Origin of the sequence: [Ruminococcus] torques ATCC 27756 (assembly GCF_000153925.1) — a bacterium.
Classification (GTDB): domain Bacteria; phylum Bacillota; class Clostridia; order Lachnospirales; family Lachnospiraceae; genus Mediterraneibacter; species Mediterraneibacter torques.
In genome coordinates this window covers 45,281-66,265 of sequence record NZ_DS264349.1, presented here as the reverse complement: position 1 = coordinate 66,265, position 20,985 = coordinate 45,281, and the positions used below count along the sequence as shown (strand labels likewise).

Sequence of the window (20,985 nt, the reverse complement as noted above, 5' to 3'; positions counted from 1 at the left end):
AGAGGATACAGATGGAATTATCAAAAAGACTCCGTGCAGTTGCAGATCTTGTAACTGCCGGATATCAAGTGGCCGATATCGGAACGGATCATGCGTACATACCGATTTTTCTGACAGAGACAGGAAAAACAGATTATGCGGTAGCAATGGATGTCAATAAAGGACCGCTTAGAAAAGCGCAGGAAAATATTTGTGCGTATAAAATGGAAGAACAGATAGAAACACGTCTCTCAGATGGATTTTCTGCATTGAAAGTACAAGAGGTGCAGTCTGCAGTAATTGCGGGGATGGGTGGAAATCTTGTGATTCGTATTTTGGAGGAAGGGCATGATGTAGTTTCATGCTTAAAAGAGTGTATTCTTCAGCCGCAGTCTGAACCGGATAAAGTAAGAGCCTTTCTTTTGCAGGAGGGTTTTTTCTTTATAGAGGAAGACATGGTTGAAGAGGACGGAAAATACTATCCGATGATGAAAGTCCGGCCTCCAAAGAAGAGCGGAAAGAAAGACGGAATAAAATCGGAAATGTGGAATGACGTACAGCTTCAATATGGAAAGCTTCTTCTTGAAAAGCGTCATCCGGTGTTAAAGCGTTATTTGGAACGGGAGATTCGTATCAGAACAGATATATTAAAGTCGATTGAAAAGAAAGATTCTCAGAAGATACAAGTGAGAAAGCGGCAATTGGAAGAAGAATTAAATATTGCAGAGAAAGGGATGGAATACTATGCTTTGTAAAGAGATCATTCAAGTGATAGAGGCGTCTTATCCGAAAGAAGCGGCGCTTGATTTTGATAATGTGGGACTTTTGGCAGGGCGGCTGGAAAAAGAAGTAAGTAAGGTTTATCTGGCGCTCGATGCGACAGAAGAGGTGATCGATAAGGCGATTGCATTAGGAACAGATATGCTTATTACGCATCATCCTCTTATATTTTCCCCAATGAAGAGAGTGACAGATGAAGATTTTATAGGACGCCGTGTTGTAAAGCTGCTTCAAAATGACATTTCTTATTATGCAATGCACACAAATTATGATGTGCTTGGCATGGCGAAGCTGGCAGAAGATATTCTTGGTATTGAGAAAACATATGTGCTTGATGTGACAATGGAAAAAGACGGAGCAGAAGAAGGAATCGGAAGAATCGGAATGCTTGAGCGGGAAATGACATTGGAAGAATGTTGTCTCTATGTGAAGCATAAATTGAAATTGGGAAGTGTGAAAGTGTATGGAGATATGAAAAAAAATGTACATTGTCTTGCTGTTTCTCCCGGGGCGGGAAAGTCGGCGATAATGCCGGCGATAAAAAAAGGAGCAGATGTGCTTGTGACAGGCGACATAGGTCATCATGACGGTATTGATGCGGTTGAACAGGGGTTGGCGGTCATTGATGCGGGACATTATGGAACAGAGTATATATTCATAGACGATATGAAATGCTTTTTACATGAAAAACTTCCGGTATTGGATGTGATGTCGATTCCGATAGTTCATCCATTCCAAGTGCTTTAAAAGGTGGACTTTATTTGGGTAAAAGGAGTGTGTTCCGGAAAATGGAGAAAAAAAAGTATAATATTACAGTAGGTAACGAGACAAAAGAATTTGAGGAAGGAACAACATATCAAGCTGTTGCAAAAGAGTTCTGCGGTAGTTTTTCTCATCCTGCCGTTCTTGCAGTGGAAGGAGAAAACAGACTGCAGGAACTAAGAAAAACAGTTGAGAAAGACTGTGAATTGAAGTTTATTACGACAGCAGATGCAATCGGACATGAAACTTATAAAAGAAGTTTGTGCTTTCTTCTTGTAAAAGCGGTTCATGATGTGGCAGGACATGATAAGATCGAACGCGTCAGAATTCATTTTTCGGTGGATAAAGGATATTATTGCACAGTTGACGGAGATATAAAAATTACAGAGCAGTTCCTTGCGGATGTGGCGAAGCGGATGCGTTGGCTCTCAGATGAAAAAATTCCGATTAAAAAGAAGACAATTCATACAGATGATGCGATCGAATTATTTCACAGACATGGAATGTATGATAAGGAAAAATTATTTGAATACCGGAGGGTTTCAAAAGTAAACATATATAGTATTAATGAGTTTGAAGATTATTATTACGGATATATGGTTCCTGATACCGGATATCTGAAATATTTTTCTCTTCATTTGTATGATGAAGGCTTTGTCATTCAGATGCCGGTGAAAGAACAGCCGGAAAAGATTCCCGAATTTAGACCAAGTCCTAAATTATTTCATGTATTGAAAGAGTCTGTTTTATGGGGAGATTGTCAGGACATAGAAACAGTCGGAGCGCTTAATGAGATGGTAACAAAAGGAGATATGCGGGAAGTTGTGCTTGTGCAGGAAGCTTATCAGGAACGGAGAATAGGCGAGATTGCCAGACAGATTGCAGACCGGAAAGATGTTCGGTTTGTTTTGATCGCAGGGCCATCATCTTCCGGAAAAACGACATTTTCACATAGGTTGTCCATTCAGCTTAGGGTGAATGGATTAAAACCTCATCCGATTGCGGTAGATAATTATTTTGTCGATCGGGAACATACTCCGAAAGATTCAGATGGAAATTATGATTTTGAGTGTTTGGAAGCAATCGACATTCCCAAATTTAATGAAGATATGAGGGCTCTTTTAAAAGGAGAGGAAGTGTATCTTCCCATTTTTGACTTTAAAAGCGGTAAGAGAAAGTATGAATCTAAACCGAAAAAACTTGGTTCACAGGATATTCTTGTAATAGAAGGAATCCATTGTTTGAATCCAAAATTGACAGAGACAATGGCAGATGCGAACAAATTTAAGATTTATATCAGCGCATTGACTCAGTTGAACATCGATGAACATAATCGGATCCCTACGACAGACGGAAGGTTGATCAGGAGGATTGTAAGAGATTCCCGCACACGCGGCGCTTCTGCATCGAAGACGATTTCTATGTGGGCTTCAGTAAGAAGAGGAGAGGAAAAAAACATATTTCCGTTTCAGGAAGAAGCGGATGTGATGTTTAATTCTTCTTTGATCTATGAACTGGCAGTGCTGAAGCAATATGTGGAACCGCTTCTTTTTGCGGTGGATAAAGATTCAAAAGAATTTATTGAAGCAAAAAGGCTTCTTAAGTTTTTTGATTACTTTGTTGGGATTGGAAGTGAATTTATACCGACAAACTCTCTGTTAAGAGAGTTTGTCGGCGGTGGATGCTTCCGTTTATAGATGGCGGATCATTTTGATTTTATTTCCCGCCACAGTTGATTATAGATGATTTCGTTTTCGTCTCCGAGGAAATTAAACGTCTCGCAATTTTTAAGTTGGGAGATATCGGGGAATGCAATGTTGCTTTCGCGCATTGATTCGTCTTCAATCAGTTCTCTTCCTGCTGAGTTGGGAATAGAATATGTAATATAATCAAAATTCATTTTTGCAATATCAGGACGGCAGAGGTAGTTGATAAACGCCTCTGCGTTCTTTTTGTTTTGTGCATTTTTCGGAATGACGAGAGCGTCAATCCACAAGTTCGATCCCTCTTTCGGAATCACATACTCCAGATCGGGATTTTCCTTTTGGCAATAAAGTGCTTCTCCCGAATAAATAACGCCGAGTGCAGCTTCGTTTCCGATCATTTTATCCCGAACCTGATCGATGACATAGGCCTGAACAAGAGGTTTTTGTTTGATGAGAAGCTTTTTGGCGGCTTCTAATTCATCAAGATCTGTTGAGTTCAAAGAATATCCGAGTGATTTTAAAGCAACGGCAAAAGCGTCTCTTACACTGTCTTGCATGAGGATGCTGTCCGTATACTTTTCATCCCATAAAATATTCCAGCTGTCTACAGGTTCGTCCACCATTTTCTTGTTATAAAGTATTCCGACCGTTCCCCAAAGATACGGAACGGAGTATTTGTTTTCCGGGTCATATTGTTTTGACATTTCCATATAAATATCATCAATATATTTTAAATTCGGTACATTTTCATAATTAATCTCGGCAAGCAGATCGTTTTCGATCATTCTTTGCACCATATAGTCAGAAGGACAGACGACGTCATAAGCAATCGCGCCGGACTGCACTTTCGGGTACATGATTTCATTTGTTTCATATTCTTCATATACAACGTCGATTCCGGTCTCGTCTTCAAACATCGTAATAATTTCAGGATCAATATAGTCTCCCCAGTTGTATACAATGACTTTTTCGCCGGACATATTTCCGGAGGAAGAACCATATACGAACCCGCCGATAACGATGACAAGCATGATTGCGGCAGGAGCGAAACGATGAAAGAAAAATCTGCTGAATTTGCGGAATTTTCCGGCAGGCGCATGAACGGCAGCTTTTTTGACCTTCGGATCGTCTGGGGTCATATTGACAAGAAAAAGCAGAATGAGAACCGTCAGAAACATGATTGTGGACAGTGCGTACATTTCCGGTTTGATTCCCTTTCTGACTTCACTGTATATTTTTGTAGACAGTGTATCTATTCCGGGTCCTTTTGTGAAGTGGGTGATTACAAAATCATCCAGCGACATAGTAAATGCCAGCAGAAATCCTGAAAAAATTCCGGGCATGATATCCGGCAGAACGACCTTTCTGAACGCATAAGAAGGAGATGCGCCGAGGTCAAGCGCCGCTTCATAAGTGCGTTTGCTCGTCTGTTTTAATTTAGGCATGACACTTAGGATAACATAGGGGATATTAAATGTAATATGTGCTAGCAATATTGTGGAAAATCCAAGTGTAAACCGACATGCAATGAAAAGGAGCATGAGAGAAATTCCTGTTACAATATCGGCGTTGAGCATCGGAATATTTGTGACTCCGAGAAGTAATGTACGTGCTTTTGTACGCATTGCCTGGATGCCGAGGGCGGCGGCAGTTCCGATCAAAGTTGCGATCAGAGCGGAAAGAAAGGCGATGATAAGTGTTGTATAAAGCGCATTCATGATGTCTTTGTTTTGAAAAAGCTGTAAATACCATTTTCCTGTAAAACCGTTCCATTTGGAACGTGTTTTTGTATTGTTAAAAGAAAGAACCATCAAAGTGATAATGGGAGCGTATAACAATACAAAGATCAGGAAAAGGTAGATTTTTTTTGCGGTTGATTTGATCAAAATGTATTTCCCTCCCCGTTTTTATCGTATTTGGCAATCAGAGCCATGCTTGCAATGATGAACAACATCAAAACAAGAGAAAGCCCGGAACCGACATTCCAGTTGCTTCCTTGTTTAAATTCCTGCTCTATAACATTTCCGATCAGAAGGATCTTGCTTCCTCCGAGAAGATCAGATATTACAAATGTCGTAAGAGACGGTACAAATACCATTGTGATGCCGCTGATGATTCCGGGAATACTAAGCGGCATTATGATCTTAAAAAATGTCTGCGCAGTGTTCGCACCGAGATCTCTGGCAGCGTGGATAACATCTTTATCAATCTTAGACAGCACATTGTAGATCGGAAGTACCATAAAAGGAAGAAAATTGTATACCATTCCGAGAACAATGGCAGATGGAGTATTGATGATCGACTGCTCCGGAAGATGGAGGAAATTAAGTATGCTGTTAATGACTCCGTTTTTTTCCAAAAGTGTCTGCCACGCTAATGTCCGAAGAAGAAAATTCATCCACATCGGAAGAATGAATATCAGTACGATAAAACTTGTCTGATTCATATTTTTCTCGGCAAGAATCATAGCCAGTGGATAGGCGAGGACTAAGCAGATTAAAGTGCTGATAAACGACAGTAAAAGAGCCAGTCCGAGCGCTTTTAAATTTTCGGGAGTTGTCATCTGGGAAAGATTATTCAGAGTAAAACTCCCGTTTTTGTCTGTGAGTCCATAGTACAAGATCATGAGCAGAGGAATAATGATAAAAGACATTGCCCAGAATAAATATGGACCTGCGAGTATTTTTCTATTCTTCAATCGGAACAGCCTCCTCATCTTCGGATTCCGGTTTTTTCATGATCTGGATATCAAAAGGATCGACTTTTACTCCGACTTCTGTTCCAACCGGGAACATATCGGTGCTATGAACAAGAAGCTCATAATTGTTTGCGAGAACTTCCATTTCATAGTGAACCCCTTTGAAGATCAGATTTGTGACAACTCCGTTGATAACTCCTTCTCCAGGAGCAACAAGATCAATGTCCTCAGGTCGGATTACAGCATCTACCGGTTTATTATGACCAAATCCGACGTCTACACAGTTCCAGACAGCTCCGAGTATCTTTACGACTTTATCTTCTACCATCGTAGCAGGCAGAATATTACTGTCACCGATAAAATCTGCGACAAAAGCATTTTGCGGTTCATTGTAAATGTCCTCCGGCGTACCGATCTGTTGGATATAGCCTTGATTCATAACAACGATCGTATCAGACATTGTAAGCGCTTCTTCCTGATCGTGAGTAACGTAAACAAAGGTGATGCCGAGTTCGTTTTTCAGACGGATCAGTTCGTACTGCATATCTTGGCGAAGCTTCAGATCAAGAGCTCCGAGCGGTTCGTCTAAAAGGAGCACTTTGGGTTCATTTACGATCGCCCGCGCAATGGCTATACGCTGTTGTTGTCCGCCGCTTAATGAGTCCGGTGACCGGTCTTCAAAACCTTCCAAATTGACAAGTTTTAAAGCATAGCGGATTTTATCTTTAATGTAAGCTTTTGATTTCCCTTTGATCTTTAAGCCGAACGCAATGTTGTCAGCGATTGTCATGTGGGAAAAAAGAGCATATTTTTGGAAAACGGTGTTTAGCTGCCGGCGGTTTGGCGGAATGTCATTAATATTTTTTCCATCAAAAATGATCTTTCCGGAATCAGGTGTTTCAAAACCACCTAAAATTCTCAGCAGTGTTGTTTTCCCGCACCCACTTGGTCCGAGCAAAGTCAAAAATTCGTTTTCCCGTATATAAAGATTCAGTTGGTCTAAAATGACAGAATCCCCATAAGATTTTGTAATATCGACAATATCGATCAATCGGTTAGACATAGCGGCCTCCTAAATTTCTTTTGTATAGATTTGTTTTAAATGATCCATCTTCGCTGTCATATTCTGCAGAAGAAGATCGGTAAGCGTGATCGCGGTCATAGCTTCTACAACAACGACTGCGCGGGGAACGATTACAGGGTCGTGTCTTCCGTGGATGACGATTTCGGTATTCTCATGCGCTGTATTTATCGTCTCCTGCGGTATTGCGATAGAGGATGTCGGTTTTACTGCTGCCCGGACGATCAGTCGGGAGCCGTCGCTCATGCCTCCAAGCGTACCTCCGGAATGATTTGTCTTCTTATGTACTTCTCCATTTTCAACATAGAAAGGATCGTTATTTTTTGAGCCGACAGAAGAGGCTGCCTGAAACCCATCTCCGATTTCTACGCCTTTAACAGCGCCGATCGACATGACAGCTTGTGCGAGAAGCGCGTCCAGCTTGTCAAAGACCGGTTCTCCTAAGCCGACAGGCAGTCCGTCTGCAATACATTCGATAACTCCGCCGCAGGAATTAGTTTCTTTCATTAAAGAAGTAATGTACTGTCCAGCCTGCTCGGCGATATTGTTGTTTGGCATATAAAGACTGTTCTGGCTGATCTCGGAGTAGTTATATTCTGTTTCATTTATTACGTAAGGACCGATTGCCTTCGTGTAAGCACAAAGAGAAATTCCGAGTTCGTTTAAGATTTTAGAGGCAATCGCGCCTGCTGCGACACGGCCGATTGTTTCCCGACCGGAAGAACGCCCGCCTCCTCTGTAATCGCGGATGCCGTATTTTTCCGTAAAAGGATAATCCGCATGCCCCGGACGAAACATAGAAACAATGTTTCCATAATCTCGGGAACGTTGGTCTTTATTACGTACGAGAAGAGAAATCGGTGTTCCGGTCGTTTTGCCTTCAAAGATTCCCGAGAGAATCTCGACAGTATCTTCCTCGCTGCGTCTCGTTGTAAATTTACTCTGACCGGGTTTTCGGCGGTCAAGAAATATCTGAATATCTTCTTCATTTAGAGAAATTCCGGAAGGGCATCCGTCGATCACGACGCCGATGCCGGATCCGTGAGATTCTCCCCAAGTCGTGATGCGAAATATTTTACCAAAAGTTGAGCCACTCATAAAATGATCTCCTTTCAAAATTCTGTTATATGTAAAGTTCTGTCGAAAAGCAGAATTACAAAAGTCATTATATAGGAAGAAAGGAGCAGTTACAAGCAAGGTCTTAATTTTTCTTAAAATAAAACAATATACTGTACTTTTTTTTACAATCGTAATATAATGTTGCCGTGATATTGAAAAAGGGAGAGAGATGATTAACGGATGAGTGAAAAGAAAAATAAATCCTTACGCCGGCAAGAAGACGTACGGCTTTTAGATGAAGAAGTGTTTGAAGAATTTGAAGATGAGGAAGATTTTTCGGAGAGTGACAACTTCAGCGCGGACGACAGCTTTGACGATGATGATATTGATGACGATGAGCTGTATGAAGATGAAGATGAAGAGGGAGAAAAGAAAAAAAGAAAGTGCTCCGAAGAAGGGGAAAAAGACGTCGGCAGAAAAAGATGAAAGAAAATAAAGGAAAGCGGAGTAAAAAAGCGTGGATCATTGGAGGAAGCATCATAGGCGGACTGCTCGTGATATACCTTGGTATTTCGGCGTTTTTTATCAGTCATTTCTATATTAATACAACAATTAACGGAAAAGACTTTTCGGGGAAAACAGAATCGGATGTCGTAGCATATATGAAAGACCAAGTGGAAGGGTATTCTTTGAAGATTATAGAAGCTGATAATAAGACGGACGAGATTAATGGAGAGGCAATTTCAATGACGTATAAAAAAGATGATAGTGTAAAAGACGCATTGAAAAATCAGAATCCTCTTCTGTGGATACGAGCGCTTTTTTCAAAATCCAGCGCAGAAGTGACGATCAACGTTGATTATAATGAGGATGCACTGAGTAAAGCAATCGGGTCGATTCAGGCAGTGAAAGCAGAGCAGACGGAACCGGTATCTGCATATCCTAAATTTGACGGTGAATCATTCAAAGTAGAGCCGGAAGTGTATGGAAGTGCGGTAGATATGGAAATTTTGACTAAAAAGATCAAAGAGTATATTACCAATTTTGAACCGGAATTAAATCTTCTGAATGAAAAATGCTATAAAGTACCTAAATATACAACGGAATCAAAAGAAGTTCAAAAAGCGTGTGACGATATGAATAAATATTGTCAGGCAAGTATTACCTATCCGATGAAAGAAAATGTAGTTGTAGACAAAGCTCTTATTTCGACATGGGTTTCGGCGGATGCTGATATGAATGTAACATTCAATGAAGAAGCTGTCCGGGCATGGATGAGAGATTTCGGAAAAACTTATGATACAGTCGGAACAACGAGAACGATCACTTCTCCGACAGGAAAGACAGTGGAAGTATCAGGAGGTACTTACGGCTGGTCGATCGACGAAGAGGCAGAAACGCAGAATTTGATCGCAAGTATTAAAAACGGAGAAGTTGTGACAAGAGAACCTGCATATGAAAAGACAGCGGCATCTCATGCGGCACAAGACTGGGGAACGACGTACCTTGAGGTGGACCTTTCCGCACAGCATATGTGGTATATTGTAAACGGGGCGATCGCACTGGAGACAGATGTTGTTACAGGCCTTCCCGATGCGAAGCATGCGACTCCGGCAGGTGTATATTCGATTCTTTATACAGAACCGGATTCAAAATTAATCGGTGAAAAAGATCCGGAAACAGGGAAACCGATTTACGAAACGTATGTCCGCTACTGGATGCCGTTTACTTATCAAGGACATGGCTTTCATGATGCAGACTGGCAGACAGCATTCGGCGGTTCGAGATATCAGTCATATGGTTCTCACGGCTGTGTTAATATGCCGGTAGATCAGGCGGGAGCTTTATTTAATATGCTTAGCGCGGGAACGCCGGTTGTTCTTCATTATTAATGTAAATGATAAGACTTAGAATTTATTGAAAAACAGAAAATCAGAGGTTATATACATGTACGAATTGCTAAAAAAAGACGGTATGGCAAAAAGAGGGAGGTTCCATACGGTACACGGAACGATCGAGACGCCGGTTTTTATGAACGTAGGAACGGCGGCGGCAATTAAGGGAGCCGTATCAACAGATGATCTCCGTCAGATTAAAACGCAGGTTGAACTGTCAAATACATATCACCTTCATGTCAGACCGGGGGATGAAATCGTGAAAAAAATGGGCGGTCTGCATCGCTTTATGAATTGGGATAAGCCGATTCTCACGGACTCAGGCGGATTTCAAGTGTTTTCACTTGCATCATTGCGCAAGATTAAAGAAGAAGGAGTTCATTTTCACTCTCATATAGACGGACGTAAAATCTTTATGGGTCCGGAAGAAAGTATGCAGATTCAGTCTAATCTTGCGTCTACGATCGCGATGGCGTTTGACGAATGTCCCTCAAGCGTAGCGGACAGAGAGTATATGGTCCATTCGGTGGCGAGAACGACAAGATGGCTGAAACGATGTAAAGCGGAAATGAACAGGCTGAATTCTTTGGAAGATACGATTAATCATAACCAGATGCTTTTTGGTATTAATCAAGGCGGAATCTATGAAGATATCCGCGTGGAGCACGCACGACAGATCGCGGAGCTTGATTTGGACGGTTATGCGGTAGGCGGTCTTGCAGTAGGAGAGAGTCATGAAGATATGTACCGTATTCTGGAGGCGGTTGTTCCTCATCTTCCTGAAAATAAGCCGACCTATTTGATGGGAGTGGGAACTCCGGCGAATATTTTGGAGGCGGTAGACAGAGGAGTGGACTTTTTTGACTGCGTATACCCGAGCAGAAACGGGCGGCACGGGCATGTTTATACAAATCATGGAAAAATGAACTTATTCAATGCAAAGTATGAGTTAGATGACCGTCCAATCGAAGAAGGATGCGGATGTCCGGCATGCAGAAGTTATAGCAGAGCATATATCCGTCACCTGTTAAAAGCAAAAGAAATGCTCGGGATGCGTCTTTGCGTTCTTCATAACCTGTATTTTTATAATACGATGATGGAAGAAATCAGAGAAGCGATTGAAGCGGGAGAGTATAAGGCTTATAAAAAGAGAAAACTGGAAGGTATGATGCAATAACCGGATAAGCTTCTCAAAATTATGTTTATTTCAAGTTACTTCAGTATTTTGAAAAATATCCTTGAAGTATGGAAGAAAGTTGTGTATAGTAGTCTTATTGCGTTAGGAAAGTTAGGAGGAAATTATAATCATGGGTGAAATGGTAACAATGCTTGTTCTTTGGCTTGTAGTTATCGGTGTAATGTGGTTTTTGCTTATGCGTCCACAGAAAAAAGAACAGAAACGTATCCAGCAGATGCTGGCTTCTATGGAGGTCGGAGACACAGCTCTGACGACAAGCGGTTTTTACGGAGTCATCATTGATATTACAGATGAAGATGTGATTGTAGAGTTCGGAAATAATAAAAACTGTCGTATTCCGATGCAGAAAGCTGCGATTGCTCAGATTGAAAAACCGAATGCAGATTGATTTTAAGTCAATTATTTTGCATTATGAGATCAGGGAGAATTTTGAAATATTTTCAAAATTCTCCCTGATTTTTTCAAATTCATCACTTTAGCGCGTGAATTTGAAAAAATCACAGAGTACACTCTAATTTTTAGACGCAAATACTTGAAACGTGTATAAAAATGCTGTATTATAAACAGTAACATTTTAGTTTGGAGGGACGGGAAATTATGGATATGAACATCGGTGTGATCAAAGGCGACGGAATCGGTCCGGAGATTGTAGATGAGGCGATGAAAGTGCTCGATAAAACGGCAGAAGTTTACGGGCATCAGATAGAATATACTCAGCTTTTGATGGGAGGAGCATCCATTGATGTAAACGGAGTGCCTCTTACGGAAGAAACATTGGAACAGGCGAAAAAAAGTGATGCCGTATTGATGGGATCGATAGGAGGAGATGCAAAGACATCGCCATGGTATCGTCTGGAACCGTCTAAACGTCCGGAGGCGGGGCTTTTACAGCTTAGAAAGGGGTTAAACCTTTTTGCAAATCTGCGCCCGGCAGTTCTTTACAGTGAATTAAAAGGAGCCTGCCCGCTCAAAGAGGAGATTGCAGAACAAGGTTTTGATATGATGATCATGCGGGAGCTGACAGGCGGACTCTATTTCGGAAAAAGAAGTACGGAAGAAGAAGACGGAGTTCTCGTTGCAAGAGATGAGCTTACATATAGTGAAACGGAGATAAGGCGAATTGCGAAGCGCGGATTTGACATTGCGATGAAACGTCGGAAAAAAGTGACAAGCGTTGATAAGGCGAATGTATTGGATTCTTCAAGATTATGGAGAAAAATTGTTGAAGAAGTTGCGAAAGAATATCCGGAAGTAACGCTTGAACATATGTTAGTGGATAATGCGGCTATGCAGCTTGTGAAGGATCCGGCACAATTTGATGTAATATTAACGGAAAATATGTTTGGTGACATTTTATCTGATGAGGCGAGTATGGTGACCGGCTCAATCGGAATGCTTGCAAGCGCAAGTTTAAACGATACAAAGTTCGGCCTTTACGAACCGAGCGGAGGTTCGGCTCCCGACATTGCGGGAAAAGGAATCGCAAATCCGATTGCTACAATTTTATCGGCGGCGATGATGCTTAGATATTCGTTTGATCTCGATCAAGAAGCAGATGCGATTGAGGCGGCGGTAGAGAAAGTACTCGAGGAAGGATACCGGACGATTGATATTATGTCAGAAGGAATGACGCAGATCGGAACAAAAGAGATGGGAGAACGAATCTGTTCTTATATATAAAACGTGAAAGAGAGGCATAGGATAATGAGAAGCGATACAGTGAAAAAAGGGGTGCAGCAGGCGCCGCACCGTTCTTTATTTAATGCGCTTGGAATGACGCAGGAGGAGTTAGACAGACCGCTGATCGGAGTTGTAAGCTCTTATAATGAGATTGTTCCCGGGCATATGAATCTTGATAAAATTACAGAAGCGGTAAAAATGGGAGTTGCAATGGCAGGAGGAACACCGATTATGGTTCCGGCTATTGCTGTTTGCGACGGTATTGCGATGGGACATATCGGCATGAAATATTCTCTTGTTACGAGAGATCTTATCGCAGATTCAACAGAGGCGCTTGCAATGGCACATCAGTTTGACGGTCTTGTTATGATTCCGAACTGTGATAAAAATGTGCCGGGACTTCTTATGGCTGCTGCGCGTGTCAATATACCTACGATCTTTGTGAGCGGAGGACCGATGCTTGCAGGACATGTAAAAGGGCAAAAGACAAGTTTGTCAAGCATGTTTGAAGCGGTCGGATCTTATGCGGCAGGCAAAATGAACGATGAAGAAATTTATGAATTTGAAAATAAAGCATGTCCGACGTGCGGTTCGTGTTCCGGAATGTATACAGCCAATAGCATGAATTGTCTGACAGAAGCATTGGGAATGGGACTTCGTGGAAACGGAACGATTCCCGCGGTATATTCTGCGAGACTTCAGCTTGCAAAACATGCGGGAATGCAGATTATGGAGCTTGTGAGAAACAATATCCGACCTAGAGATATTATGACGGAAGATGCGATTTTGAACGCTCTTACAGTCGATATGGCTCTTGGATGTTCGACAAACAGTATGCTTCATCTTCCGGCAATCGCACATGAGATAGGAATGGATTTTGAGATTGATTTTGCGAACGGAATCAGTGAGAAGACGCCGAACCTTTGTCATCTTGCTCCGGCAGGCCATACATATATCGAAGACCTTAATGAGGCAGGCGGAGTCTATGCGGTTATGAATGAGCTGAATAAAAAAGGACTTCTTCATACAGATTGTCTGACAGTAACCGGCAAGACAGTTGGGGAGAACATTGCGGGATGCGAAAATAAAAATCCCGATGTAATTCGTCCGATCGATCATCCATACAGTGAAACAGGTGGATTGGCTGTGTTAAAAGGAAATCTTGCACCTGACGGAAGCGTTGTAAAACGATCTGCTGTCTGCGATGAGATGCTTGTACATGAAGGTCCTGCCCGTATTTTTGAAAGTGATGAAGAGGCAACGGAAGCAATCAAAACAGGAAAGATCAATCCGGGGGATGTGATCGTGATCCGTTATGAAGGACCGAAAGGCGGTCCGGGAATGCGGGAGATGCTCAATCCGACTTCGGCGATTGCAGGATACGGACTCGGCTCGGAAGTAGCGCTTATTACAGACGGACGTTTCAGCGGCGCGTCAAGAGGCGCATCTATCGGTCATGTTTCTCCGGAAGCGGCGGTGGGAGGACCGATCGCTCTTGTAGAAGAGGGAGACATTATACAGATTGATATTCCGAATTTATCTTTGAATCTGGCAGTTTCAGAAGAAGAACTGAAGAAGAGAAGAGAAAAATGGCAGCCGAGAGAACCGAAAGTAAAGACCGGATATCTGGCAAGATATGCGTCTATGGTCACATCCGGAAACAGAGGTGCGATTCTGGAAATACCGAAAGAAAAATAAGAGCGCGGTTACAGGCTGTGCGGATAAGAGATACAGGATGTTTAAAGGAGTTATGGCATGCAGTTAAATGGAGCAGAAATTGTAATAGAATGTTTGAAAGAACAAGGAGTAGACACGGTTTTCGGCTATCCGGGCGGTGCGATTCTCAATGTATATGATGAATTGTACAAACATCGGGATGAAATCAGGCACATCCTTACCTCCCATGAACAAGGGGCTTCTCATGCGGCTGACGGATATGCGAGAGCAACGGGAAAAGTCGGCGTCTGCCTTGCTACGAGCGGACCGGGGGCGACGAATCTTGTTACCGGAATTGCAACGGCATATATGGATTCAATTCCTATTGTGGCAATCACCTGCAATGTAGGGGTATCACTTCTTGGAAAAGACAGTTTTCAGGAAATAGATATAGCGGGAATTACAATGCCGATTACGAAATATAGTTTTATTGTAAAAGATGTGACAAAATTGGCGGATACTATCCGTAAGGCATTTCGGATTGCAAAGACAGGACGTCCCGGGCCGGTGCTTGTCGATATACCGAAAGATATTACGGCTAAAGTAACGGAATATATTCCGGAAGAATTGGGAAAATGCACAAAGGAAGATTCCTCGAGAAAAACTCCGAGGATGGATGAACAACGGTTTGACCGGGTGATTTCTATGTTGGAAGAAGCAGAAAAACCGTTTGTTTTCGTCGGAGGCGGAGCGGTTCTTTCAGGGGCGAGTCAAGAATTAAAAGAGTTTGTTGACAAGCTGGATGCTCCGGTTACGGATTCTCTTATGGGCAAAGGCGCTTTTCCGGGAACAGATCCGCGGTATACAGGTATGCTTGGCATGCATGGAACGAAAGCGTCCAATTTCGGAGTAAGTGAATGTGACCTCTTGGTTGTTATGGGGGCAAGGTTCAGTGATCGTGTGACGGGGAATACAGAAAAATTTGCAAAAAATGCAAAAATTATACAGTTAGATATCGATCCGGTTGAAATTAATAAAAACGTTTTGATTACGGAAGAAATCATCGGCGATCTAAAAGATGTTTTAAAGACGCTTAATAAGCGTTTAAAACAGCAGAATCATGCAGAATGGCTTGAAAAAATACAAGGGTATAAAGAAAAATATCCTCTGAAATATCATCCGAATGTATTATCGGGACCGTTTCTTGTAGAAGAGATCTATCGTCAGACAAACGGTGAAGCGCTCATTGTTACGGAAGTGGGACAGCATCAGATGTGGGCTGCACAGTATTATAAATATACAAAACCGAGAACCCTTCTTACGTCAGGCGGACTTGGAACGATGGGATATGGTCTTGGAGCGGCGCTTGGCGCAAAGACAGGATGTCCGGATAAAATCGTAGTAAATATTGCGGGAGACGGATGTTTCCGAATGAATATGAATGAGATTGCGACTGCAGTCCGGCACAATATTCCGATTATACAAGTTGTAGTGAATAATCATGTGCTTGGGATGGTTCGTCAATGGCAGGATCTCTTTTATGATGAGAGGTATTCGGCTACCGTGCTCAGAGATGCAGTTGATTTTGTGAAACTTGCAGAAGCTATGGGAGCAGAAGGAATGCGGGCTGTGTCGCAGGAAGAATTTAAGGAGGCGTTCTCTAAAGCGCTGACATTGAATCGTCCGGTTGTGATTGACTGCCAGATAGACAGTGATGATAAAGTGTGGCCTATGGTAGCGCCCGGGGCCGCAATCAGTGAAGCGTTTGACGAAGATGACATGTAAAAGTCTGCATGGGCATATGTGTAATTATAAAAACAAATAAATTAAAAATAAAAACAGGAGGAAGGAAAATGAGCAGAGTATATAACTTTTCAGCAGGACCGGCCGTGCTGCCGGAAGAGGTATTGAAAGAGGCTGCCGCAGAAATGCTTGATTACAACGGAACAGGAATGTCAGTTATGGAGATGAGCCACAGGTCGAAAGCGTTTGAGGAGATCATTAATTCGGCAGAACAGGATTTGAGAGATCTGATGAATATACCGGATAATTATAAGGTGTTGTTCATGCAGGGAGGAGCGTCTCAGCAATTTGCTATGATCCCGATGAATTTTATGAAGAACAGAGTGGCTGATTATATTATTACAGGACAGTGGGCGAAAAAAGCGGCGAAAGAGGCAGAAAAATACGGGAAGGTAAATCGGATTGCGTCTTCGGAAGATCAGACTTTCTCATATATTCCGGATTGTTCCGACCTGCCTGTTTCGGAAGATGCGGATTATGTATACATTTGTGAAAACAATACGATTTACGGAACGAAGTTTAAAGAACTTCCGAACACAAAGGGAAAAACATTGATCGCTGATGTGTCGTCCTGTTTCCTTTCAGAGCCGGTTGATGTAGAAAAATATGGAATGATCTATGGCGGAGTTCAGAAAAATATAGGACCTGCAGGTGTTGTAATTGCGATTATCCGTGAAGATCTCATTACAGAAGATGTGCTTGAAGGAACGCCGACAATGCTTACATATAAGACACATGCTGATGCAAAATCGCTTTATAATACACCTCCGGCATATGGAATTTATATTTGCGGAAAAGTGTTTAAATGGCTGAAAGCACAGGGGGGACTTGCTGCGATCAAAGAGAAAAATGAGAAAAAGGCGAAAGTGCTTTATGATTTCCTTGATCAGAGTAAAATGTTTAAAGGAACAGTTGTCAAAAAAGATCGTTCCCTTATGAATGTTCCGTTTGTAACAGGAGATGCAGATCTTGATGCTAAATTTGTAAAAGAAGCGAAAGAAGCAGGACTTGAGAACTTAAAAGGACACAGATCAGTCGGCGGAATGCGCGCAAGTATTTACAATGCGATGCCGTATGAAGGCGTTGTGGCTCTGGTGGAATTTATGAAAAAATTTGAAGAGGAGAATGCATAATCATGTATAAATATCATTGCTTAAATCCAATTTCGGCAGTAGGACTTGATCAGCTGGATGAAAATTATGTGAATGTGGAGACTGCAAAAGGAGCAGACGCTATTCTTGTGCGAAGCGCAAAGATGCACGAGATGGAGTTTGATAAAAACTTGAAAGTGATCGCCCGTGCGGGCGCAGGTGTGAATAATATACCGCTTGAACGCTGTGCCGAAGAAGGGGTTGTTGTATTCAATACGCCGGGAGCAAACGCAAACGGCGTAAAAGAACTTGTGATTGCGGGAATGCTTTTGGCAGCAAGAGATATTATCGGAGGAATCAACTGGGTTCAGGAATACGAAGAGGATGGCGATATTGCAAAGATCACAGAGAAAAAGAAAAAAGTATTCGCAGGAACAGAACTTGAAGGGAAAAAACTTGGCGTTATAGGTCTTGGCGCGATAGGTGTTCTTGTGGCAAATGCAGCCGTTCATCTTGGAATGGAAGTTTATGGATATGATCCATATGTTTCTGTTGATTCGGCATGGAGATTGTCGCGCAATATTCATCACGCGAAAACAGCAGATGAAATTTATAAAGAGTGTGATTATATTACAGTTCATGTGCCTGCATTGGAAGATACAAAAGGTATGATCAACAAAGACGCTATCAGTCTTATGAAAAAAGGCGTTGTTATTTTGAATTTTGCCAGAGATGTTCTTGTGAATCAGGAAGACATCGTAGACGCGCTTGTATCGGAGAAAGTGCGCTGCTACGTAACGGACTTCCCGACAAAAGAGATAGTCGGTGTCAGAGGCGCGATCGTGATTCCGCATCTTGGTGCATCTACAGAGGAGTCGGAAGATAACTGTGCTAAAATGGCTGCGGCAGAGGTGAAAGATTTTCTCGAGAATGGAAATATCACACATTCTGTAAACTTCCCGGATTGCGATATGGGAGCGAAAGGAGAAGGAGAGAGAATTACAATCCTTCATAAAAATATTCCGAATATGATCGGACAGTTCACCGCTCTTTTGGCTGAAAAGAATATGAATATTGAAGTTATGACAAATAAAAGCCGTAAAGAATACGCATATACGATGCTTGATGTGGATGGAACAGTTTCAGAAGATGTGGAAGCGCAGTTAGCAGCGGTAGAAGGCGTGTTGAAAGTAAGAGTGATCAGATAAGTGAACTCTTACTGTGAAGAGAGTAAAATAAATTAGATATCGTTGAGAAAGAGAGTGTGAATGACAGAACTGTTTGCGCTCTCTTTTTGTATGTAACAGTCCGGCTATACAGTAAGGGTTCGTGAATAGCGCAGGCAGAATTGTTACTTTTGTATAATAAAATACTTTAATGAAGGATTGACATATTTTGTATATTTGTATACAATTATACAAGAATACATATATCTGAGCACGAGGTGCAAGAGTATGTATAGCATACATATATACGTGTATACATATAAAAAGATGCAATCATAGGAGGAAATTTGATGGAAAACAGAAAAGTATTTTTGAATAAGCATACGAACTTGCTTGAATTAGAAGAACATATGTATCCCCTTGTTGATGTGGATACACCGAATGTATTTCGTAATTTGTTTCATTATGATGAGATTCCGAAGATTGCATTTAATGACAGGATTGTACCTCATAATATGCCGGATGAAATATGGATCACAGACACAACATTCAGAGATGGTCAGCAGTCGAGAGCTCCATATACGACTGAACAGATTGTTTCGATTTATGAATATTTGCACAGACTCGGCGGCCCGAAAGGAAAAGTACGGCAGAGCGAATTCTTTTTATACAGTAAAAAAGACAGAGATGCTGTCTATCGCTGCCTGGAAAAAGGGTATGAATTTCCGGAGATTACGAGTTGGATCAGAGCAAGCAAAAAAGATTTTGAGCTTGTGAAGGAGATCGGATTAAAAGAGACGGGGATTCTTGTAAGCTGTTCGGATTATCATATTTTTTATAAGTTGAAAATGACGAGAAAAGAGGCCCTTGAACATTATCTTACTGTAGTTCGTGAGTGTATGGAGACGGGAGTTCGTCCGCGATGTCATCTGGAAGATATTACGAGATCGGATATTTACGGATTTGTGATTCCGTTTTGTATGGAATTAATGAAATTGATGGATGAATATAAAATACCGGTAAAAATCCGTGTTTGTGATACGATGGGATACGGAGTGAATTTTCCGGGAGCTGTAATTCCAAGATCGATTCCGGGAATCATATATGGCTTAATGACTCATGCCGGTGTTCCAAGTGAACTGATCGAATTCCACGGACATAATGATTTTTATAAAGCGGTGAATAATTCAACGACAGCGTGGCTTTACGGGGCGTGCGGTGTAAACTGTTCATTGTTTGGTATCGGGGAAAGAACCGGAAATACTCCCCTTGAGGCAATGGTATTTGAGTATGCGCAGCTTCGCGGAACTTTGGATGGTATGGATACAACTGTGATCACGGAGCTTGCAGAATATTATGAGAAAGAAATCGGATATACTGTACCTTCAAGAACGCCTTTCGTAGGTAAGAATTTTAATGTGACGCGTGCGGGGATTCACGCGGACGGCATGTTGAAAAATGAGGAAATATACAATATTTTTGATACGGATAAATTTTTAAACCGTCCCGCACTGGTGTCGGTTTCCAATACATCCGGAACAGCGGGGATCGCATATTGGATCAATGCGTATTTTAAACTTCTGGAAGAACGGAAAGTTGATAAAAATTCGGAACTGGTACATCGTCTGAAAGAATGGGTTGATAAACAGTATGAGGACGGACGCGTTACGGTCTTGACAGATGAAGAATTAATTGCCAAAATAGAAAGTGTATGTAGGGAACTGCATGTTGTATTGTAGATTATAGTCGGAGGATTTCAGATGGAAGAATATCAGGATCATTCCCTTGGAAGTCGTGTGTTTCAGAAGATAAGGGATAATATTTTAAATGGAACATATAAAGAAAACGACGAACTTAGGGAAACGGCGATAGGGAAAGAATTAGGAGTGAGCCGGACGCCTGTACGGGAGGCTCTTCGTCAGCTTGAGTTGGAAGGGCTTGTGACGATTATTCCGAACAGAGGAGCTTATGTATCGGGTATATCTCATAAAGATATATGGGATATCTATAAGATCCGCTCGATGCTGGAAGGATTGTGCGCCCGCTGGGCGGCAGAACATATTACAGAAGAGCAGCTTGACCAGTTGGAAGAATCGCTTCTTCTTTCAGAGTTTCAAATGAAAAAGGAAAGCGGCTTCAGCACGGAGCAGGTTGCGGCGTTGGATGGTCGTTTTCACGCTGTTCTCTATGAAGCTTCGGGAAGCAGAATGCTGAAACATGTTCTGACGGATTTTCATAATTATGTGCAAAGAGCCAGAAAATCATCGATCGTATCAGAAGAAAGAGCCAGAAAGTCGATACGTGAACACAGACAGATTTTACGTGCGATCAAAGACAGAGATGCAGAGATGGCAGAACAGCTTGCTAATGAGCATATTATTCATGTAATGCAAAATTTGAAAAAGCAGGGATATTAGATTGCAAAAAGTAC

General features: G+C 41.9%; 18 protein-coding genes. 14 read left to right on the top strand and 4 right to left on the bottom strand.

The annotated features are described in order from the left end of the window. The first annotated feature begins 11 nt into the window (after window positions 1-11). From RUMTOR_RS05770 to RUMTOR_RS05760, 3 genes are read left to right on the top strand one after another with little or no spacing between them, the layout of a single operon-like run. Window positions 12-734, top strand: coding sequence for a tRNA (adenine(22)-N(1))-methyltransferase (locus tag RUMTOR_RS05770; protein ID WP_004846230.1), 723 nt, complete (start codon window positions 12-14; stop codon window positions 732-734). Further along, a complete protein-coding gene (locus RUMTOR_RS05765; protein WP_004846229.1) occupies window positions 724-1,506 on the top strand; it encodes a Nif3-like dinuclear metal center hexameric protein in 783 nt (260 codons plus the stop codon). Before RUMTOR_RS05770 ends, RUMTOR_RS05765 begins: the two co-directional genes overlap by 11 nt. A gap of 41 nt (window positions 1,507-1,547) precedes the next feature. Further along, window positions 1,548-3,218, top strand: coding sequence for a nucleoside kinase (locus RUMTOR_RS05760; RefSeq protein ID WP_004846228.1), 1,671 nt, complete (start codon window positions 1,548-1,550; stop codon window positions 3,216-3,218). Window positions 3,219-3,226: 8 nt separating this feature from the next. Here RUMTOR_RS05760 and RUMTOR_RS05755 read toward each other — a convergent pair whose 3' ends face one another. Genes RUMTOR_RS05755 through aroC form a run of 4 tightly spaced genes read right to left on the bottom strand, consistent with a single transcriptional unit; the run spans window position 3,227 to window position 8,104 of the window. Then, the gene (locus RUMTOR_RS05755) at window positions 3,227-5,113 is read right to left on the bottom strand and encodes an extracellular solute-binding protein (protein WP_009242593.1); all 1,887 of its coding nucleotides are present in this window, start codon (window positions 5,111-5,113) and stop codon (window positions 3,227-3,229) included. Continuing rightward, window positions 5,110-5,925, bottom strand: a complete 816-nt coding sequence (locus RUMTOR_RS05750; RefSeq protein ID WP_009242594.1) for an ABC transporter permease — start codon at window positions 5,923-5,925, stop codon at window positions 5,110-5,112. The genes RUMTOR_RS05755 and RUMTOR_RS05750 overlap by 4 nt, the downstream gene beginning before the upstream one ends. Next, window positions 5,915-6,988: an ABC transporter ATP-binding protein gene (locus RUMTOR_RS05745; RefSeq protein ID WP_004846225.1), complete on the bottom strand. Its 1,074-nt coding sequence runs from the start codon at window positions 6,986-6,988 to the stop codon at window positions 5,915-5,917. Before RUMTOR_RS05745 ends, RUMTOR_RS05750 begins: the two co-directional genes overlap by 11 nt. 9 nt (window positions 6,989-6,997) lie before the next feature. Then, the gene (gene aroC / locus RUMTOR_RS05740; RefSeq protein WP_004846224.1) at window positions 6,998-8,104 is read right to left on the bottom strand and encodes a chorismate synthase; all 1,107 of its coding nucleotides are present in this window, start codon (window positions 8,102-8,104) and stop codon (window positions 6,998-7,000) included. A gap of 201 nt (window positions 8,105-8,305) precedes the next feature. Between aroC and RUMTOR_RS05735 the strand changes: the two genes are divergently transcribed. The 11 genes from RUMTOR_RS05735 to RUMTOR_RS05685 all read left to right on the top strand — a co-directional run bounded on the left by RUMTOR_RS05735 (window position 8,306) and on the right by RUMTOR_RS05685 (window position 20,971). Beyond that, window positions 8,306-8,551 (top strand): hypothetical protein, encoded by a 246-nt coding sequence (locus RUMTOR_RS05735; RefSeq protein WP_004846223.1) that lies wholly within the window; start codon window positions 8,306-8,308, stop codon window positions 8,549-8,551. Then, entirely contained in the window at window positions 8,548-9,957 is a 1,410-nt protein-coding gene (locus RUMTOR_RS05730) for a L,D-transpeptidase family protein (protein ID WP_004846222.1), read from the top strand. Before RUMTOR_RS05735 ends, RUMTOR_RS05730 begins: the two co-directional genes overlap by 4 nt. Before the next feature lie 55 nt (window positions 9,958-10,012). Next, the gene (gene tgt / locus RUMTOR_RS05725; protein ID WP_004846221.1) at window positions 10,013-11,137 is read left to right on the top strand and encodes a tRNA guanosine(34) transglycosylase Tgt; all 1,125 of its coding nucleotides are present in this window, start codon (window positions 10,013-10,015) and stop codon (window positions 11,135-11,137) included. Window positions 11,138-11,267: 130 nt separating this feature from the next. Then, window positions 11,268-11,546, top strand: coding sequence for a preprotein translocase subunit YajC (gene yajC, locus RUMTOR_RS05720; RefSeq protein ID WP_004846220.1), 279 nt, complete (start codon window positions 11,268-11,270; stop codon window positions 11,544-11,546). 209 nt (window positions 11,547-11,755) lie between these two features. Next, window positions 11,756-12,838 (top strand): 3-isopropylmalate dehydrogenase, encoded by a 1,083-nt coding sequence (gene leuB, locus RUMTOR_RS05715; RefSeq protein ID WP_004846219.1) that lies wholly within the window; start codon window positions 11,756-11,758, stop codon window positions 12,836-12,838. 24 nt (window positions 12,839-12,862) lie between these two features. Continuing rightward, the gene (gene ilvD, locus RUMTOR_RS05710; RefSeq protein WP_004846218.1) at window positions 12,863-14,536 is read left to right on the top strand and encodes a dihydroxy-acid dehydratase; all 1,674 of its coding nucleotides are present in this window, start codon (window positions 12,863-12,865) and stop codon (window positions 14,534-14,536) included. 57 nt (window positions 14,537-14,593) lie between these two features. Continuing rightward, on the top strand, window positions 14,594-16,279 hold the full coding sequence (gene ilvB / locus RUMTOR_RS05705) for a biosynthetic-type acetolactate synthase large subunit (RefSeq protein ID WP_004846216.1): 1,686 nt from the start codon (window positions 14,594-14,596) through the stop codon (window positions 16,277-16,279). A 68-nt stretch (window positions 16,280-16,347) separates the two neighbouring features. Continuing rightward, window positions 16,348-17,430 carry a 3-phosphoserine/phosphohydroxythreonine transaminase gene (gene serC / locus RUMTOR_RS05700; RefSeq protein WP_009242596.1) on the top strand — a complete coding sequence of 361 codons (1,083 nt, stop codon included), beginning with the start codon at window positions 16,348-16,350 and terminating at the stop codon, window positions 17,428-17,430. Between the two features lie 2 nt (window positions 17,431-17,432). Further along, complete coding sequence (locus RUMTOR_RS05695) at window positions 17,433-18,596, top strand: phosphoglycerate dehydrogenase (protein WP_004846214.1); 1,164 nt, start codon at window positions 17,433-17,435, stop codon at window positions 18,594-18,596. 308 nt (window positions 18,597-18,904) lie between these two features. Further along, the gene (locus tag RUMTOR_RS05690) at window positions 18,905-20,293 is read left to right on the top strand and encodes a 2-isopropylmalate synthase (protein WP_004846213.1); all 1,389 of its coding nucleotides are present in this window, start codon (window positions 18,905-18,907) and stop codon (window positions 20,291-20,293) included. A 21-nt stretch (window positions 20,294-20,314) separates the two neighbouring features. Then, window positions 20,315-20,971 (top strand): GntR family transcriptional regulator, encoded by a 657-nt coding sequence (locus tag RUMTOR_RS05685; RefSeq protein ID WP_004846212.1) that lies wholly within the window; start codon window positions 20,315-20,317, stop codon window positions 20,969-20,971. Window positions 20,972-20,985 lie beyond the last annotated feature (14 nt).

Coding starts and splice junctions, on each gene's coding strand:
- RUMTOR_RS05770 (WP_004846230.1), top strand. CDS start 12: ATGGAATTATCAAAAAGACTCCGTGCAGTTGCAGATCTTGTAACTGCC.
- RUMTOR_RS05765 (WP_004846229.1), top strand. CDS start 724: ATGCTTTGTAAAGAGATCATTCAAGTGATAGAGGCGTCTTATCCGAAA.
- RUMTOR_RS05760 (WP_004846228.1), top strand. CDS start 1,548: ATGGAGAAAAAAAAGTATAATATTACAGTAGGTAACGAGACAAAAGAA.
- RUMTOR_RS05745 (WP_004846225.1), bottom strand. CDS start 6,988: ATGTCTAACCGATTGATCGATATTGTCGATATTACAAAATCTTATGGG.
- aroC (WP_004846224.1), bottom strand. CDS start 8,104: ATGAGTGGCTCAACTTTTGGTAAAATATTTCGCATCACGACTTGGGGA.
- RUMTOR_RS05735 (WP_004846223.1), top strand. CDS start 8,306: ATGAGTGAAAAGAAAAATAAATCCTTACGCCGGCAAGAAGACGTACGG.
- RUMTOR_RS05730 (WP_004846222.1), top strand. CDS start 8,548: ATGAAAGAAAATAAAGGAAAGCGGAGTAAAAAAGCGTGGATCATTGGA.
- tgt (WP_004846221.1), top strand. CDS start 10,013: ATGTACGAATTGCTAAAAAAAGACGGTATGGCAAAAAGAGGGAGGTTC.
- yajC (WP_004846220.1), top strand. CDS start 11,268: ATGGGTGAAATGGTAACAATGCTTGTTCTTTGGCTTGTAGTTATCGGT.
- leuB (WP_004846219.1), top strand. CDS start 11,756: ATGGATATGAACATCGGTGTGATCAAAGGCGACGGAATCGGTCCGGAG.
- ilvD (WP_004846218.1), top strand. CDS start 12,863: ATGAGAAGCGATACAGTGAAAAAAGGGGTGCAGCAGGCGCCGCACCGT.
- ilvB (WP_004846216.1), top strand. CDS start 14,594: ATGCAGTTAAATGGAGCAGAAATTGTAATAGAATGTTTGAAAGAACAA.
- serC (WP_009242596.1), top strand. CDS start 16,348: ATGAGCAGAGTATATAACTTTTCAGCAGGACCGGCCGTGCTGCCGGAA.
- RUMTOR_RS05695 (WP_004846214.1), top strand. CDS start 17,433: ATGTATAAATATCATTGCTTAAATCCAATTTCGGCAGTAGGACTTGAT.
- RUMTOR_RS05690 (WP_004846213.1), top strand. CDS start 18,905: ATGGAAAACAGAAAAGTATTTTTGAATAAGCATACGAACTTGCTTGAA.
- RUMTOR_RS05685 (WP_004846212.1), top strand. CDS start 20,315: ATGGAAGAATATCAGGATCATTCCCTTGGAAGTCGTGTGTTTCAGAAG.